At 36.8% G+C, this 16,390-nt stretch carries 14 protein-coding genes; 5 read left to right on the top strand and 9 right to left on the bottom strand.

Annotated features, from left to right (window positions below; all coding sequences use genetic code 11):
- Nucleotides 1-4: 4 nt before the first annotated feature.
- Genes rfbC through WC623_RS03055 form a run of 3 tightly spaced genes read right to left on the bottom strand, consistent with a single transcriptional unit; the run spans nt 5 to nt 2,692 of the window.
- Nucleotides 5-559, bottom strand: a complete 555-nt coding sequence (gene rfbC / locus WC623_RS03065) for a dTDP-4-dehydrorhamnose 3,5-epimerase (RefSeq protein ID WP_372848042.1) — start codon at nt 557-559, stop codon at nt 5-7.
- A gap of 6 nt (nt 560-565) precedes the next feature.
- A complete protein-coding gene (locus WC623_RS03060; RefSeq protein ID WP_372848041.1) occupies nt 566-868 on the bottom strand; it encodes a DUF4286 family protein in 303 nt (100 codons plus the stop codon).
- Nucleotides 869-883: 15 nt separating this feature from the next.
- Nucleotides 884-2,692 (bottom strand): tetratricopeptide repeat protein, encoded by a 1,809-nt coding sequence (locus WC623_RS03055; RefSeq protein ID WP_372848040.1) that lies wholly within the window; start codon nt 2,690-2,692, stop codon nt 884-886.
- Nucleotides 2,693-3,293: 601 nt separating this feature from the next.
- Here WC623_RS03055 and WC623_RS03050 point away from each other — a divergent pair.
- The 3 genes from WC623_RS03050 to WC623_RS03040 are packed head-to-tail and all read left to right on the top strand — an operon-like array spanning nt 3,294 to nt 7,561.
- The gene (locus tag WC623_RS03050; protein WP_372848039.1) at nt 3,294-5,186 is read left to right on the top strand and encodes a prolyl oligopeptidase family serine peptidase; all 1,893 of its coding nucleotides are present in this window, start codon (nt 3,294-3,296) and stop codon (nt 5,184-5,186) included.
- Between the two features lie 9 nt (nt 5,187-5,195).
- Complete coding sequence (locus WC623_RS03045) at nt 5,196-6,863, top strand: sensor histidine kinase (RefSeq protein WP_372848038.1); 1,668 nt, start codon at nt 5,196-5,198, stop codon at nt 6,861-6,863.
- Between the two features lie 5 nt (nt 6,864-6,868).
- Nucleotides 6,869-7,561 (top strand): response regulator transcription factor, encoded by a 693-nt coding sequence (locus WC623_RS03040; RefSeq protein ID WP_372848037.1) that lies wholly within the window; start codon nt 6,869-6,871, stop codon nt 7,559-7,561.
- Here WC623_RS03040 and WC623_RS03035 read toward each other — a convergent pair.
- The 6 genes from WC623_RS03035 to WC623_RS03010 all read right to left on the bottom strand — a co-directional run bounded on the left by WC623_RS03035 (nt 7,558) and on the right by WC623_RS03010 (nt 14,317).
- Nucleotides 7,558-8,439, bottom strand: a complete 882-nt coding sequence (locus WC623_RS03035) for a hypothetical protein (protein WP_372848036.1) — start codon at nt 8,437-8,439, stop codon at nt 7,558-7,560. The two genes, WC623_RS03040 and WC623_RS03035, sit on opposite strands and share 4 nt — an antisense overlap.
- A gap of 19 nt (nt 8,440-8,458) precedes the next feature.
- Nucleotides 8,459-9,721, bottom strand: a complete 1,263-nt coding sequence (locus WC623_RS03030) for a metallophosphoesterase (RefSeq protein ID WP_372848035.1) — start codon at nt 9,719-9,721, stop codon at nt 8,459-8,461.
- A gap of 36 nt (nt 9,722-9,757) precedes the next feature.
- A complete protein-coding gene (locus WC623_RS03025; protein WP_372848034.1) occupies nt 9,758-11,236 on the bottom strand; it encodes a magnesium chelatase in 1,479 nt (492 codons plus the stop codon).
- A 21-nt stretch (nt 11,237-11,257) separates the two neighbouring features.
- A complete protein-coding gene (locus WC623_RS03020) occupies nt 11,258-12,355 on the bottom strand; it encodes a VWA domain-containing protein (protein WP_372848033.1) in 1,098 nt (365 codons plus the stop codon).
- 82 nt (nt 12,356-12,437) lie between these two features.
- A complete protein-coding gene (locus WC623_RS03015) occupies nt 12,438-13,319 on the bottom strand; it encodes a cupin-like domain-containing protein (protein WP_372848032.1) in 882 nt (293 codons plus the stop codon).
- Nucleotides 13,320-13,435: 116 nt separating this feature from the next.
- Nucleotides 13,436-14,317: a cupin-like domain-containing protein gene (locus WC623_RS03010; RefSeq protein WP_372848031.1), complete on the bottom strand. Its 882-nt coding sequence runs from the start codon at nt 14,315-14,317 to the stop codon at nt 13,436-13,438.
- Nucleotides 14,318-14,534: 217 nt separating this feature from the next.
- Here WC623_RS03010 and WC623_RS03005 point away from each other — a divergent pair, with 217 nt between their 5' ends.
- Both WC623_RS03005 and WC623_RS03000 read left to right on the top strand, forming a co-directional pair.
- Nucleotides 14,535-15,122 carry an RNA polymerase sigma factor gene (locus WC623_RS03005; RefSeq protein WP_372848030.1) on the top strand — a complete coding sequence of 196 codons (588 nt, stop codon included), beginning with the start codon at nt 14,535-14,537 and terminating at the stop codon, nt 15,120-15,122.
- A gap of 49 nt (nt 15,123-15,171) precedes the next feature.
- Complete coding sequence (locus WC623_RS03000; RefSeq protein WP_372848029.1) at nt 15,172-16,332, top strand: FecR domain-containing protein; 1,161 nt, start codon at nt 15,172-15,174, stop codon at nt 16,330-16,332.
- Nucleotides 16,333-16,390: the final 58 nt, after the last annotated feature.

Here is a 16,390-nt window from a genome sequence, read left to right as displayed (position 1 = left end):
TGGTTTAAAATGGACTTTTAAATTCTTTGAAGCTATCCAATTCCTGGTCTTTATCCGATAATAAAAACGCTGAACCAGGCATATACTTAGTCCATTCTATATTTAGTTCAGGATCATTCCACATGACGCCTATCTCTGAATTTTTATCATAATAATTGCTCACCTTATAAGTGAAAATTGTTTGATCCTCCAGTGTCAAAAAACCATGTAAAAATCCGGGCGGTACCCAAAGTTGTTTGTGGTTTTCTCCACTTAGTTCAATAGTAAAATGTTGGCCATATGTTGCTGAATCCTTTCTAATATCTACAGCAACATCTAATACGCTACCTTGTAAAACTCTAACCAGTTTTCCTTGTTCAAAAGGCCTGTTTTGTGCATGTAAACCGCGAAGGGCTCCCTTTTGCGAAAAAGATTGATTATCCTGTACAAATGCTACATCAATTCCGGCTTCAGCATACAGTTTAGCACTGTAACTTTCATAAAAATATCCTCTGTTATCTTTCCATACTTTTGGTTCAATAACCAGAAGACCTTCTAGTGGTGTTTTAGTAATTTGCATATTTAATTAGGCGATATATTCCATTAATGTACGAAAGGAAACCGCTTTATTTTCAAAGATAACCTGAGCTTCTTTCTGTAGGGCGGGTGCAAAGTTTTGTTGGTAATCCAGATAATCTGCCATATGCTCCACAACAAACTGAGCACAATAAGTGACACCCTCATTTGGGGAGTCCAGTACCCTTAGAAGCCTGTGTGATACAAATTTTCCTGATGCCATAACACTTGGGATGTGTACATCTTCCATCCATTTCAGCCAGCTATCAGCTACTGTGTCATCAATTATTGAAGTTATATTGTATAAAAGCATAGCGCAAAGATAATACTAAGTGCCAACATTATCACCGCGAAGTTTGCGGAAACGCTTACGTGCTTCAGCAGTAAACATACTGCCAGGATAATCATTGATTAATTTTTGATATAGCTTTTTTGCTTGTTCCAAATCCTTTAAGTTTTTTTCATAAAGATCAGCAAGAGTAAAAAGCCCATCATCTGTCCAGATGCTGGTTTCATGTTGTTCTGTTAGTATTGTAAGAACCTTTAGGGCCTGATCAATCTCATTATTCTTAATATAGATTTTTGATTTTGTCATCAGGATATCGTCCGCGAGACTGTTGTTCGGAAAAGCAATATTTATACTGTCTAATTTAGCAAGTGCCTGGCTTGAAAGGTTCCTAAATTGCAGCATCTCTGCATCAGCATACATTTTAAGTGCATTGCTATCTAAGGTCGATTGAAGATTGTCCGATATCAGCAAGCTAAGGTTTAAAGCATCGTTGGCTATCAGTTGAGACGTTGAAGCCTTTAAAACATCAGCTTGCGATTTTGCATATTCAAAATTACCCTGATAGAAGGAAAGTTTGGCTGATCGATACCTTGCCTCGTTACCAATATCCTGGTTTTCAAATTGCTTCGCTACCTGTTCATAAATTAAAAAGGCCTCCCAGGGTTGCTTAGTCAGAATGTATATATCTCCAAGTTCAAGTTTAACCTGTCCCATTTCTGTTGCCTGAATATCTGTTATGGTTAGTATGTTTTCAAGTATTTGCTCAGCTTTATTCAGATCCTTAAGGTAATAGGCCTGTAGATTGGCCATTCGTTTTAATGCAAAAAGTGTCTGCCGGTTTTTCCCATATTCATCAATGATACTTTGGTAGGCCATTGCAAGTTCAGCAATTGCATTTTTATCAAAATGCCCACCGATTGCAAGTTGATATTTTGCATTAATCATTTCAACTTTTGCTGGCAGGTAATATGGGTTTTCTTTCCCTTTGCTTATTAAATATTCAAAAGCCTTTATTGCTGTAGTCCAGGCCTTATTTTCAAGGAATGTATTACTGGTATTAAACAAGGTTGCACCATTATCCTTTAACCTCTTATCTTGTGCAATAAGCTGTCTCAATGCCATTTCATAGTCCTGTTGTTGCAAATATTGCCAAATCAGTAATTTGGTGTAAATTTCAGTTTGCGGTTCTTTTTGTATTTTCTTTAATAATGCTGATTGCAAAACCTGATAATCAGTATTGTCTTCAAATACGGATGATAATACACTTTCCGCCTGAGGTAAAAGCTGAGGCATTTCTGGTAATGCATTCAGATATTCCTGTAAAAGCATGTTTTTATCCTTTTTAAAGCGATAAATACTTAGAAGTTCATACGTGAAAGGCTTGTTGTCATTAAGCACTTTTCTTCCCTGTAGAAAAGTAGATGCCGCCAGATCGTAAGCCTTAAAATTGTAAAAGTAATTGGCAATCTCCCTGATTTTAAATTCATCAGCGGGTAGGTTGCTGATAACCTGGGCATAAAGTTTATTCGCAGATTCTACTTGTCCTTTATCCTGATAAACCCTGGCCAGGGATATGTTGTACTGAATATTCCTGGCATCCTGTCTGCTCAGTTTTTTAACCAGTTTCTCAGCTTCATCATATCTTTTTAAGTTCAGTAATGAATTAAAATAAAACTCAAAATAAGTGTTACTCTTTGTTTTGTTGAATAGTTTTTCGAATAATACAACAGCCTGTTGATATTGACCTTGCTGGTAGTGCTGATACGCAAGGGCCTCATCAACGTTGTCTTGCGCCAGACAAAATACCGAACTGAAACAAAATATAAAGACAATTGATATTGATTTCATTAAAGGGTAGTTAAATCAGGAGTTTAAAATTAACGATTTTAATACACATTAGCCAGTTTGGTTCAAATGATAGTTTATTAATTTGTATATTTATTTATCAAAATAAGAATAATCCTTTTTAAGTATAATAAGCATTTTTTTTATGATCGTTGCCGGGCATTAAAGGAGGTTCAATCTGACTTAATGACAAAGCTGATTTTTAGAGGGACCTTGCTCGTACCTCGTTCGGGTTTGTTCGATCAAAACCCAACTGATATAGGTCGCAAATAAGAACAATATTAAAGCTATTTAAGACTATCCTATTCGGGGCATTCAGCATCTAAAAAAAATCACTTTTTCTCCTTTTTAACATTGCATCCTACTTCAGGAAACTAATATCCTTTCTGCAACCTGCATCAAAAAAAATACATGCCTCCCAACTCTGCATCATGCTTCAGTGAAAAATCACCTTCTCTGAAGAGGCATAGGCGCTTTCCGATTCTTCTTCGGAAAGATGCCAGCCGAAGCAGAGAACGGTTATTTTTCCTTTTAAAGTAACAATGTTAGTGTATTCCCCCTTTACAAAGATCGTGTTGCGTAGCTTTGTAAACTTGTTAACGATATGATTGAATTTAAAAGGTACTTTTTCTTTATTCTGGTAGCGCTTACAATTGCTTGTCAACAGCAAAAAGAAACCAGAATTATTCCTGTTGATGATTTTTTTAAATCACAGGGGAAAGTAGCGTATAGGTTGTCCCCGGACGGAAAAAAGCTCTCTTACCTTAAACTACAGGGAGCAGACAGAAATATATACATTGAAGATATAGAAACCGGGGAAGGAAAAACCATAACTCAACTCAAAGGAAAAAATATTGGTTTCTATTTTTGGGTAAGCAATAATGAACTTATTTATTATAAGGAAATAGATGCAGGTACCAATCAGTCCGATGTGTACATTATTGATAAGGAAGGAAACAATGAACGTCAACTTATAAGTAATGAAAAGAGCCGTTTAAGGATTATTGAAGATCAACTGATCGATGATAAATATTTACTTGTTTCTTCAAATAAAAGAGATTCGACGGTGTTTGATGTTTATCGTTTAAATGTACGGGACGGTAGTATGGAAATGGCAGCCAGAAATCCTGGGAACATTATTGATTGGCGTACAGATGCGGAAGGAAAGTTAAGGCTTGCTATGAGCAGTGATGGCGTGAATACGACCATCTTATATAGAGCTAATGAGAACCAGCCATTTAAATCTGTATTAACCAGCAATTTTAAAGATACTTTCTGGCCTGTTGCTTTTAGTCATAGTGAACCGAATATTATTTACGCTATATCAGACATAAACCGTGATAAAACTGCTTTGGTTGAAGTTGATTGTAATACAGGAAAGGAAGTTAAAAACCTTTTTTGTAATGATACTTTGAATATAACGGAAGCGCAGTATTCGCGGAAAAAGAATAAAATGTCTTTCGTGGTATACGAAACCTGGAAAAAGGAGAAGCATTTCCTGGATGATTCTGTAAGGAAGGTATACCAGAATCTAGATAAATTGCTTCCAAAAACCGAAACCAGGATTTTTGACAGAGATGACGCGGAAAATATATTTATTTTAAGAACATTTACAGACCGTAACCCTGGTTCTTATTATCTTTATTTTGCAAATACAGGAAAGCTGCGAAAGTTAAGCGATTTTAATTCATCAATTCATGAAGACGAAATGTCTGAAATGAAACCGATAAGTTTCCACGCCAGAGATGGATTACTGATTCATGGATATTTAACTACTCCTCTGAATAAAAAAGCTGAAAATCTGCCTGTAGTAGTATTACCTCACGATGGTCCGGTGGTAAGGAATTTATGGGGTTATAATCCTGAAGTTCAGTTTTTGGCAAATAGGGGTTATGCTGTATTTCAGGTGAACTTCAGAGGGTCTTCGGGATATGGCAAAAGTTTTGTAGCTGCTGGGTTTAAAGAATGGGGTGGCAAAATTCAGGATGATATTGATGATGGAGTGAAATGGCTGATTGATCATAAAATTGCCGATCCTAAAAGAGTAGCATTGTATGGAACTGGCCTGGGAGGCTATATTGCATTAAATGGACTTTGCTTAAGTAAAGATACTTATGCATGTGCGGTTTCAAATTCTGGAGTAATTAACCTTTTCACTTACTTAAAATCGATACCACCATACCGTAAACCCATTTTACAGATGTACTATGAAATTATCGGGAACCCCCTTACTGATATCGATAAATTGCGCCAGGTTTCACCTTTGTTTATGAGTGATAAAATTAATGCACCAATATTGCTTGCTCAGGATATTAAAGATCCTAATAACAACTCTGGTGAAACGATGCAATTTGTTAAAAATCTAAAGAAACGCAATGTTAGCGTGACTTACATTGAAAATGATGGTGATATTTTTGTAGGTAAGAATGAGGCAATCAGGCATAGGTTCTATACTTCTTTGGATGAGTTTTTAGAATTTAACCTGAAAAGGAAGTAAATTCATTATATGGCTTTAGAGAAGAAAGGCGTTTACCGTAAGAATTTTTCATTGATACTTACTTTCATCATTCTGATGTCTGTTTTGTTTCTACTCTCTTTAGGTCTTGCTTATAGGTTTAGTACAAAATACATTGAAAATGAATTTGTGTCTGAAAAGGTAAATGTCCTTGAGCAAAGCATAAAACCTTACAATGACTTTTTTCAGAAGAAGCTTCCTGAAGTTTCCTTTTATAATGGTTACCTGGATTCAGCAACGGCAGCACATTTTGTTGATACAGTTTTGCTGGAATATCCATTTGTATCTAAAGTAATTTTTTATGATTCAGAAGTTAGCAATTTGCCAGTTAGTGATGGTTTGAATACAGGTAAATTCTCTTTTGGGCCAAAAAATATCTATCAGTTCGGAAGTCTGGTCCCCATTGATTCTGTCGAACTGTTTTCAAGAAATAACACCAGGAATTTTATAGTTGGTAATGAATTTAATACGCTTGCACTAAAGCTGGCATCCTATATTGAAAGTTTGGATACTGCTAATATTCCAAACCAAGATGAACTGTTTAGCAATTTTAGTACTGTACGTGCTAATAAAATTACCTATCTCAATATCCCCAGATTTGAAGATTTAAAGGTTTATAAGGAGATGATGAGAAAGCAATTGTCTCCAAGTCCGGTTTATCAACAAGACATGCTTTCTTTTCAGTTAGATCCATACAAGCTAAAAATTATCAATACCCGGCCAGATCTATATCAATTTATCAGAATTGAGCAGCTTACTTACGATCCGCTGGATACGACCGAAGTATATTTAAGTACAGAGATCACTTTGCCAGGTCCGTTTTCGGATTATAAGCTTTACTTTATTTCTTCGAAATCAGTGGTAGAACGTGAAATATTTAATTACTTCTTACCCATTGCATTAGGTACTTTCTTCTTTTATGGTCTATTGGTTTTGGTTGCCGTTTTAATTTATCGAAACCTGAACATTAACCAGAAAATGTTCAAGTTGCAATACGATTTTGTGAATAACCTGACACACGAATTCAAAACCCCTGTCAGTGTGATAAAGATTGCAGGTAATAATATTAAAAGTGCCAGTTCATTAAGCGAACGGGAGCTTAAACTATACGGGAAAATCTTAGATGAAGAAGCCGATAAATTAAATGGTTTAATGAACAAGCTATTGGCTTTTACTCAGATTGAAAATAGGTCAATACAACTAAATCGTGATGAAATCAGAATTGTTGATTTTCTTGAAAGTACTGTAGAATCTCATTGTTTAAAACATCCTGACTTTAAGCTTACTTATGAGGTTAGCGGATTTAGTACATTCGTAACAGATCCGGTGTTACTAGGCTCCTTGTTTGATAACCTGGCAGAAAATGCCTATAAATATTCACCACCTGAACGGAAGAGGTTACACATTAGTGCAAAGTTAATTAAGGGGAAAGTGGTGTTTAGGTTTACAGACCAGGGGATCGGTATTCCTGCATCAGAAATAAATAATATATTTAAGAAGTTTTTCAGAATTCAGAATCAGTATAACCAAAATGGGAGTGTGGGACTTGGGCTTGCTTTTTGTAAGGAACTGGTTAACTTCATGGAGGGAGAAATCACCGTGAAAAGTAAAGTAAATAAAGGATCTGAATTTAAAATTGTATTACCATATAATGATTAAAGCATATGTCTAAAGGAATTAAAATACTGATAGTTGAAGATGATGAGAACTTACGTTTTTTAGTAGTACATCGCTTAAAAGCTGAAGGTTATGAAGTTTTGGAAGCTGGAGACGGTGAAGCCGCAGAACGGATGATTATGACGGATAAGCCGGATATTGTATTGCTGGACTGGATGCTTCCGGGTAAACAGGGTGACGCAGTATGTGAAAGCGTACGTAAACAGGGCTTTGATAACCTGATTATCATGATGACAGCAAAGGCACAGGACGTAGATAAAATTGATGCATATAACTTCGGTGTTTCTGATTATGTAACCAAACCTTTTAATATGGACGTATTGGTTGCGATGTTGGACAATAAAGTGAAGTTTATTCTAAATAATGAACGTTCTGAAATCCACCGCTTCGGAAATATGGAACACCATCCAAATGTTCACACTTTATTTAAAGATGGTAAAAAAATAGAGTTGACTATTTTAGAAAATAGAATTCTGCTTTATTTCTTACGTAATCCTAATAAGGTCATTAACAGAGATGAACTGATGCTTGTAGTTTGGGGCTATAATTCTGATGTAAACACACGTACTTTAGATATGCATATTGTGCGTTTACGTAAAAAGATTGAACAAAACCCTGATAATCCACAGTTGTTGCAAACAGTTAGGGGAGTAGGGTATCGATTTAATCCTGCTTCTTAAAACTTTAAGCTGACTAACACAAGTATCAGGTATTGTAAAAGCATTGTTCCATCCAGGTAAAAGAAATAATAATATTCATTTTTCCTGATACTTGATTTCAAAATTAGCCAGCCAGTTAAAAGCAAGGTTAATGTTAAGGCTATATTGTCTGCGTTTAAGTTCTTATCGAACAAGAAAAGCAGTAAAAGATAGCCACCTAACAGGACCTGACAGAAGATATATGCTTTTTTTTCGCCAAGCATTACAGGAATCGTTTTCAATTCATAAAGCTTGTCCTGAAATAGGTCACGGATATCAAAAGGGATCGTTATTGCTGCTATAAATAAAAAGCGCTTGGAGACAAGTAGCAATGTTTCCGCTGTAGAAATGTTGATCTCTAGGTTGTGTTCCAGTTCGACAATAGGAAGCAGTACACAACTGACTGACCATACCAGGGCAATTAGGAATAGTTTGATACCTGGGATATTTCTAAGTCCTATTTTTTGATGGTTAAGCGTTAAAAATGGGATATTATAACCCAATGCAAGAACAGAAGTAAAGATCATCAGTAACTTTGCCTCAATACTCAGATAAAGTAGTCCCAGAGGGATTAGACAGAGCACTGAAATTAAGGTAATGGATATAATGAGCCGGTGATGAGAAAAAATCCATCTTACCCTCACAAAAGGTGAGTTCTCGGGCTTTTTAGGCTTAGATAGCAACATACTGAAGTTGTAAACGCTAAGCGTACCAAAAAAGAGGATCGCCAGAATGTATTTGTCAGGCTTAACATTTAGCAAATGATAAGTCACCATTCCTTGAGCAACGGCACATATGGCAATAAATAAATTGCTGAAAAGCAGGAAATCCAGAATTGGCAACAGTATTTTCTTTACCATGCGCAGCTAAGGGTTTGAATTAGGCTCGTTTCAATTCAAATATCGTTATTTCCGGTAAAATTCCAACCCTGCCCGGGTAGCCTAAAAACCCATATCCTACGTTTACATAAAGCTGCTGATGTTGTTCCTGATACAAACCTGCCCATTCTTTGTAAATATATTGAACAGGGCTCCATTGGAAATCTTTTGTTCTAACACCAAACTGCATCCCATGGGTATGACCACTAAACATGGCATCTATTTGTGGATACTTTTCAAGGACCTGACCACGCCAATGCGATGGATCGTGAGATAGCAATAATTTTACAGGAAGATCATCCGTGTCTTTCACCGCAAGATCCATTCGTCCGTATTTAGGGAATCGGCCCATACCCCAGTTTTCTATACCTAGAATCCCGATTTCTTCACCATCAACTTTTAATCTGCGGTGTTCATTCATTAATAAATCCCAACCCATTAATTCATGAATTTTTATGAGATCCTGGAGGTTTTTAGCTTTAGCTGCAGATGGACCTCTGCCATAATGATAGTCACCATAATCATGATTTCCAAGTGTAGAATAAACTCCCAAAGGGGCTTTTAACTTTGCAAAGATATCCTGATAATTACGCATTTCATCGGTTTTATCATTCACCAGGTCACCTGTAAAGAAAATGAAATCAGGTTTTTCGCCAAGCAACATCTCTACACCACCAAGAACTGCTTTACGGTTGTAAAAACTACCTGAATGAACATCAGAAATCTGTGCCATTTTTATCCCGTCAAATGCCTTAGGTAGGTTGGGTAAAATTAACTTCTGGCGTTTTACTTTATAGTCATAAGCTCCATAAGCAATTCCCCAGGTTAGTGAGGTTAATGGAACAGCAGCAGTAAGCATTCCAGCTTTCACAAGAAAGGCAGACCTACTTATTGGTTCTGCTCCATTTGTCGCCACTGTAAGTGATTTCTCTGTTTTTTGATTTTTCTTCTTTAATCTTAACAACTTGATTACCCCTCTTCTCAAATCGTCAATCAGTAAAAATGGAAGCATAGCTACTTTGCAGACTACCGTCAAGAAGAACGCAACCATAATTACTGCTCTTAATGACAGATAAATGTTTAAGTATATGCCTGCAAAAATTCCAATCACCAAACCAAAGGTATAAGTCCACCATAGGATAGTAAATATCTTTTTTGTTTTTGGGCTCCATTTTTTGAATACAGATAAAATGGCCCTATAACAATAGTAGTCGAATATTAATAGGAAGACAGATAGAAAGATGATTAGGGGTAACCGGCCCATAGATATGTATTTGTGTTTTTAAATTAAAAAGATGTGTTAGTCTTCACTTTCAGAATTGATGTTAAACAGGCTGTCAAACATATCAGAAAAGCCATAACCACTATCCAGGTATTTTTTGCTCAATTGTGAATATTCAGCCAGACCGTGTAAAGCCAATTCCATCAGCAGATAATGCTGGTTTTCCGTAGCCTTGGGATGTAAATTACTGATTAACTCTTCTAAACCGTCTACTTTAAGCAGTTCTTTTTTATATTGAGCTGAGCTCAGATCATCAGAAATATCTAGCGTATTCCCTTCTGTAAACCATTCAATCACCCTCAGATAAGGGTTTGCAGCTTTCTGTTTGATAGCCTTTCCCGGATCTGGAAAATATCTTGGATAAAGTTTTTTTATGGCTTTGCCGATTAGGGTATGTGCAACCTTAGATGCTCCTTCAAGTTCCCCTTCATAAACCAGTTCAATTTTTCCTGTTATAGCGGGGATAATTCCAATTAGGTCCGACAACCGTACTTCTGTATTTTTTTCTCCTTTGATAAGCATTCTTCGCTCTGCAGTACTCATCAGGTTTTCAAATGCAGAAATAGTTAGACGTGCTGATACGCCAGATTTCTGATCGATGAACTCACTACTTCGTGCTTCAAAAGCGACCTGCTCAATAAGGTCTTTTATCAATGTGTCAACATGGATGTTTTTACGTTGCTCCGGACTAAGTTTTGCTTCCTGAGCAGTAATCTCCCCAGATATCTGAAGTGTTTTTGGATAATGGGTAAGAATTTGGCTTTCGATCCTGTCTTTCAATGGCGTTACAATTGAACCACGATTGGTATAATCTTCAGGGTTGGCTGTAAATACAAATTGAATATCTAAGGGGAGGCGTAATTTAAAACCTCTGATCTGAATATCCTTTTCCTGAAGCATATTAAATAAAGCAACCTGTATTCTTGCTTGTAAATCGGGGAGTTCATTAATTACGAATATGCTGCGGTGTGCTCTGGGTATCAATCCGAAATGGATAACTCGCTCGTCGTTGTAGGTTAGTTTCAAATTAGCAGCCTTAATTGGGTCTACATCACCAATAAGATCAGCTACAGTAACATCTGGTGTAGCAAGTTTTTCTGTATAACGTTCAGAACGGTGTTGCCAGCCAATTGCAGTATTATCACCATGTATTAATATCTGTTGTTTAGCATACCATGAAATGGGATGAAGAGGATCATCAAAAATCTCGCTCCCCTCAACATATGGTATGTATTCATCTAGTAAGTTCACCATTAAACGCGCAATACGTGTTTTTGCCTGTCCGCGTAAACCTAGTAAGAGTATGTTGTGGCGCGATAGAATTGCGGTCTGTAATTCAGGAATTACGGTATCATTATAACCTAAAATACCCTCAAACCCTTCAGACTTAGTTTGAAGCTGTTTGATCAGGTTTTTACGGAGCTCATCTTTTACAGATATTGATTTATATTTTGAGGCCTTAAGTTCGCCCAGAGTTTTTATGTTTTTGTAATCCATGTGTTTTTTATCCTTAGGCGATTATCTTACTGTTTTTCTTCTATTTTTAATATAGTCTTCAAAAATATACTCACCCAATCCTGTTAAAGAGCTGTAAAATGCTCTTCCTCCATTAATTTGGGTAAATTCTCTTACAAACTGTTGTAAGTAAGGGTCTTGAGCAATCATAAAAGTTGTGATTGGAATTTTGAGCCTTTTGCATTGAGCTGCCATATTCAAGGTTTTTCCGATCACTTTCCTATCTAGTCCCATGCTATTTTTATAGTATTGACCATTTTCTTTTAAGCAGGTGGGTTTACCATCTGTAATCATAAAGATCTGCTTGTTATGTGTTTTACGTCTTCGTAATAAGTCCGCCGCAAGTTCAAGGCCAGCAAAGGTGTTGGTATGGAAAGGGCCAACTTGCAGATAAGGCAAATCCTTAACTGTAATTGGCCAGGCATCATTGCCAAAAACTACAATGTCTAAGGTGTCTTTAGGGTAGCGGGTTTTGATTAATTCAGCAAGTGCCATTGCTACTTTTTTGGCCGGAGTAATGCGATCCTCACCATACAAGATCATGGAATGAGAAATGTCGATCATCAATACGGTTGAGGTAAGGGTTTTATAATCCTTTTCTTCCACTTCCAGATCACGTTCCGTTAAAGTAAAGTTTCCAATACCATGATTAATCTGAGCATTGTGGATAGAGGCTGTCATGTCAATCTGATCTAGGCTATCGCCAAATGAATATTCCCTGCGATCAGCATTCTTTTCTTCACCTATACCAGATATATTGCTGTTATGGTTACCCTTGCCGGCTTTTTTCAGCTGCCCAAAAATCTCTTCGAGGGCCGATTGCCGGATGGTTTGTTCTGCTTTTGCTGTAATGTTTAAATCACCGTTTGCTGGATTTTCTTTGATATAGCCTTTTTCTTTCAGCTCATCTATAAAGTTTCCCATACCATACTCATTGTTGGTCAGGTTATACTTCTTGTCCAGTTCATTCATCCAAGAAAGAGCTTCGCCGGCATCACCCGCAGTATAATTCAGCAGTTGTGTAAACAGCTTTAGTAACTCATCAAAGCCTCCCTTTGGTAAGTGTTCAGGCTTAAAGTCAGAAAAATGAAACCCTCTCATATACTCAGTATAAACGATTTATCGAAGGTAAAAGTTTGCGGTATTAATAATGTTATAGTGTTGTAAAAATACCGCTATTTACTTATTTTGGATTTCCCTGCGCCAGAGCACTTTCGGCTCTTTTAACAGCCAGACGTTCCCTCCATTTAGCATAAGGAGCTTTAAATGCCATTTTCAATACGCTGTCAACCCCGCCTTTAATAGCAAGATTAAAAACACTTTGTGCTTTTCTGGTAAGCGAGGCATCCCAGGCCCTAAGGCTTAGAGAAAAAGAACCATCTAAATACTTCATCCAATGCCACATACCCGTTGGCATAAACAAAGTGTCTCCGTGCTCCAGGAATACTTCGTAACCCTCTACGCCTTTTAAAGCAGGGAATTTCTCAAAATCAGGATTAGCTACATCATAGTCTTCCAATGCATATGTCGCATTAGGTATGCAATAGAGTCTTTTCTTCCATTTATTGTCGAACAATATGATGTGCTTTCTGCCACCAAAATGGGTATGAAAAAGGTGAGGTAAATCGATATCGTAATGTAAAAAAGTAACAGAGTTAGAACCTCCAAAGAACATTGCAGGCATACTTTCAATAAAGCCACCCATCAAGTCTTTAGGAATTACAATGTCATTGATCAGGTCTGGATGGTGTTTAAAAAGATTAAAAAAGAAAATGCGCAATTCTGTTGGCTCTCTTTTAATCAGGTCAAGATAATCTCCAAATTTCATTTCTGCTACTGAAGCATTGATCGGTTTAGATGGATCTGCTTTTGAATTGTCCATCAGACTAACCTTTAAATCTCCACCTATCTCTTTCAGGTAATCAGTTGTCCACTTCTCCCTTGCCGGCCAGGATTTAGTTAAGCCTTTAATGATCAAAGGACGACGTGCATCCAGATAGTTTTTTTTAAAATCAGCAGGGCTGATGCTCTCTACGGTATCTACCGGCTTTAAAATAAAGCTCATATCTTTCCTATAAGATACTTGTGAACTGCTTAATGCCAATCCCCGATCTCATTTGTAACAAATGTATATTAAAATTTACAAATTAATATACCATAGAATTAGATATGACGCTACTTTCATGAAGGCCAATGATTGCTCAATGCCTTGTTCGCTCTTCTTATTGCCAGTTCTTCCTTCCAGGCCATGTATTTATCTTTAAAATTCGCTTTCATGAAATCATCAAACTTCCGTTGGATAGTCAGATTATATAAGCTTTTTGCTTTCACTGCCCATGATTTATCCCATGCACGGAGGCTAATCGAAAAGGAGCCGTCCAGATATTTCATCCAGTGCCAGTATCCAGTTGGCATAAACAATGTGTCTCCATGTTCCAAAAATGCTTCTATACCTTTAACACCTTTTAAAGCTGGGAATCTTTCAAAATCAGGATTTTCAACATCGTAGTCTTCCAATGCATAAGTAGCATAAGGAATTTGGTATAAACGTTCTTTCCATTTGTTCTCAAACAAAATAACATGCTTTCGACCATTAAAATGGGTATGAAATATATGAGCCATATCTATATCATAATGCAAAAAGGTAACTGAACCTTTTCCACCAAAGAACATGTTGGGGTAGCTGTCCAGGAAGCCTCCCATTAAATCTTTTGGAGCCCTATAATCTTCCAGGAGTTTAGGAGCCTGTTTAATAGGATCGAAAAGAAAAATACGTAGATCGGTAGGAGTATTTTTGATTAACTCAATATAATCTTCAAACTTCATTTCAGCTGCCGAAGCATTGATTGGTTTAGAGGGATCGGCTTTAGAACTGTCATAAAGCGGAACCATCTTGTCGCCAACAACTGCCTTCATGTAATCGAGAGTCCATTTATCATGGGCAGGCCATGTTTTAGACATATTCTTTATGATCAGTGGTTTGCGGGTGTTCAGATAGTGTTTCTCAAAATCTGATTTGCTGATGTCATTAACGATATCAATAGGAGTTAATTCGAACTTCATATAAATAAGGTGTTAAGATTAAGCTAAATTAACAAACAATAAATCCGATGCCAATGTTGGTTTAAAAAATTAAAAACAACTGACAATTGGACGGAATTAGTCAGTTCTTATGCAGGCGTGATGTTTTTAGGACTTTACTTGGTTATGCGATAACAACAATCTGAGTTAAAATTGATAAAATTGCATAATCATTGAAGCAATTGTCGGTAAGAATAAAATGATCATTCACAGTACCTATACAGATCAGAATTTATTAGCCTTGTTAAGGAGGGGGGATCATAAAGCATTTACTGAAATTTATAAACGGTATTGGTCTGTACTCTATCTTCATGCAAGGCATATGCTTAGGGAAGAAGATCAGGCAAGAGATGTAGTTCAGGAGGTCTTTACAATGATGTGGAATAAGCATTCGGAATTCCAGCCTACTATTAATTTAAATGCATACCTGTATAAGTCTGTTCGTAATAGGATTTTGAATATCATCCGTCATGGTAAAATAAAGGAAAATTATCTGGCTGACCTGGGCGATTTTGTTGATCGGGAAGTCGTACAAACAGATGAATTGGTTCGTTACAATGATTTAAAGCGTTTGATAGAGAAGGAAATTTCAAATATGCCTCCAAAAATGCGAGAGGTCTTTGAAATGAGTCGGCGAGAGGGACTTTCACATGCTGAAATTGGAGAGCGGCTTGGTATCTCAGATTTAACCGTAAAAAAGCAGGTGAGTAAGGCCGTAACGATTTTGAGAAAGAAGTTTAAAATACCTCTTATCTCATTGGTTATTTTGTTGAGGATACTCCCATGAAAGAAGTTAGGTGTCTTAACAGTATAAATTATAAGGACAGTATTCTAAAATGATGAACCAGGAAGTAGTCGAAGAGCTTTTACAAAAGTATTTAGATGGCAATTGCGATGTCAAAGAAAGAGCAATTGTGGAGTCTTGGTACAACACACGTGGGGAAAGGAATGAGGTGTTTAATTCTTCAGAAGATCTGAATCTTGTTCAGGAATTAATTTGGAAGGATATTGTTAAATTTTCTCCTGTACCTAAAAGGAAGCTTTTTACGTTTAATCGAATAGTAGCCGCAGCCTCATTAACTATAATAATAGGGTTGGCATTTTGGTTTTATACCTTCCGGGATGAGCATAGCAATAAAAATTTAATCTCATCTTATGTCAATGATATTGCACCTGGTCGTAATAGAGCTATTTTGACATTGGATGATGGTAGTGTAATCAATTTAAGTGATGCGCAGACTGGGGTTGTTGTTGGCGAAAATGGACTATCCTATAATGACGGAACTGAAGTGGTTAACACTGTGGGGGGCTCATCGAAATCGGCTTTGAAAATGAAGTTGTTGAAAGCAAATACACCTAGAGGTGGACAGTATCAAGTGGTATTGCCTGATGGTAGTAGCGTATGGCTTAATGCTGCAAGTGAATTGAAGTTCCCTTCAACATTTACAGGAGCAGCTAATCGACAAGTAGAGTTAAGCGGAGAAGCTTATTTTGAAATTGTTAAAGATAAAGCTCATCCTTTTGTTGTGGTATCTAAAGGGCAGGAAGTTACTGTGCTTGGTACCCATTTTAATATTAATGGATACGTTGATGAGGCTAATACAAAAACTACTGTTTTAGAGGGCTCTGTAAGTGTGGCTGTATTAAGTGATGCTCATCATGCAAGTGTTTCCAAAGTGATTCTAAAACCTAACCAACAAGCAGTGCTTAGCGGTTATAAAAACTTGACAGTTAATGAGCTTGATGCAGCTAATGTGGCTTCCTGGAAAAACGGGAAGTTTACTTTTAACAGCGAATTACTTGGTAGTATCATGAAACAGGCTGAACGCTGGTATGATGTGGAAGTTATATTTCAGGATGATGTTAAGAATTTAAGACTCACAGGGTCCATATCGAGATTTGAAAGTATATCAGGTCTATTAAAGGTCTTGGAAGCAACCAACGAAGTCGATTTTATAATTGAAGGGAACCGAGTGATTGTAAAAAAGGCGAAGTAGTTTCTACTTTTTTTATGCCCAAAAATCTATTTTTTTATTTTTCAAATACATGTACTCC

Source organism: Pedobacter sp., assembly GCF_041645105.1.
Taxonomy (GTDB): Bacteria; Bacteroidota; Bacteroidia; order Sphingobacteriales; family Sphingobacteriaceae; genus Pedobacter.
Note: the sequence above shows the minus strand (reverse complement) of the source record. Positions and strands in the feature narration are given on the sequence as shown.

What these genes read in the sequence shown, in the direction of transcription:
- rfbC (WP_372848042.1), bottom strand. Translation starts at nt 559, where the DNA reads ATGCAAATTACTAAAACACCACTAGAAGGTCTTCTGGTTATTGAACCA.
- WC623_RS03060 (WP_372848041.1), bottom strand. Translation starts at nt 868, where the DNA reads ATGCTTTTATACAATATAACTTCAATAATTGATGACACAGTAGCTGAT.
- WC623_RS03055 (WP_372848040.1), bottom strand. Translation starts at nt 2,692, where the DNA reads ATGAAATCAATATCAATTGTCTTTATATTTTGTTTCAGTTCGGTATTT.
- WC623_RS03050 (WP_372848039.1), top strand. Translation starts at nt 3,294, where the DNA reads ATGATTGAATTTAAAAGGTACTTTTTCTTTATTCTGGTAGCGCTTACA.
- WC623_RS03045 (WP_372848038.1), top strand. Translation starts at nt 5,196, where the DNA reads ATGGCTTTAGAGAAGAAAGGCGTTTACCGTAAGAATTTTTCATTGATA.
- WC623_RS03040 (WP_372848037.1), top strand. Translation starts at nt 6,869, where the DNA reads ATGTCTAAAGGAATTAAAATACTGATAGTTGAAGATGATGAGAACTTA.
- WC623_RS03035 (WP_372848036.1), bottom strand. Translation starts at nt 8,439, where the DNA reads ATGGTAAAGAAAATACTGTTGCCAATTCTGGATTTCCTGCTTTTCAGC.
- WC623_RS03030 (WP_372848035.1), bottom strand. Translation starts at nt 9,721, where the DNA reads ATGGGCCGGTTACCCCTAATCATCTTTCTATCTGTCTTCCTATTAATA.
- WC623_RS03025 (WP_372848034.1), bottom strand. Translation starts at nt 11,236, where the DNA reads ATGGATTACAAAAACATAAAAACTCTGGGCGAACTTAAGGCCTCAAAA.
- WC623_RS03020 (WP_372848033.1), bottom strand. Translation starts at nt 12,355, where the DNA reads ATGAGAGGGTTTCATTTTTCTGACTTTAAGCCTGAACACTTACCAAAG.
- WC623_RS03015 (WP_372848032.1), bottom strand. Translation starts at nt 13,319, where the DNA reads ATGAGCTTTATTTTAAAGCCGGTAGATACCGTAGAGAGCATCAGCCCT.
- WC623_RS03010 (WP_372848031.1), bottom strand. Translation starts at nt 14,317, where the DNA reads ATGAAGTTCGAATTAACTCCTATTGATATCGTTAATGACATCAGCAAA.
- WC623_RS03005 (WP_372848030.1), top strand. Translation starts at nt 14,535, where the DNA reads ATGATCATTCACAGTACCTATACAGATCAGAATTTATTAGCCTTGTTA.
- WC623_RS03000 (WP_372848029.1), top strand. Translation starts at nt 15,172, where the DNA reads ATGATGAACCAGGAAGTAGTCGAAGAGCTTTTACAAAAGTATTTAGAT.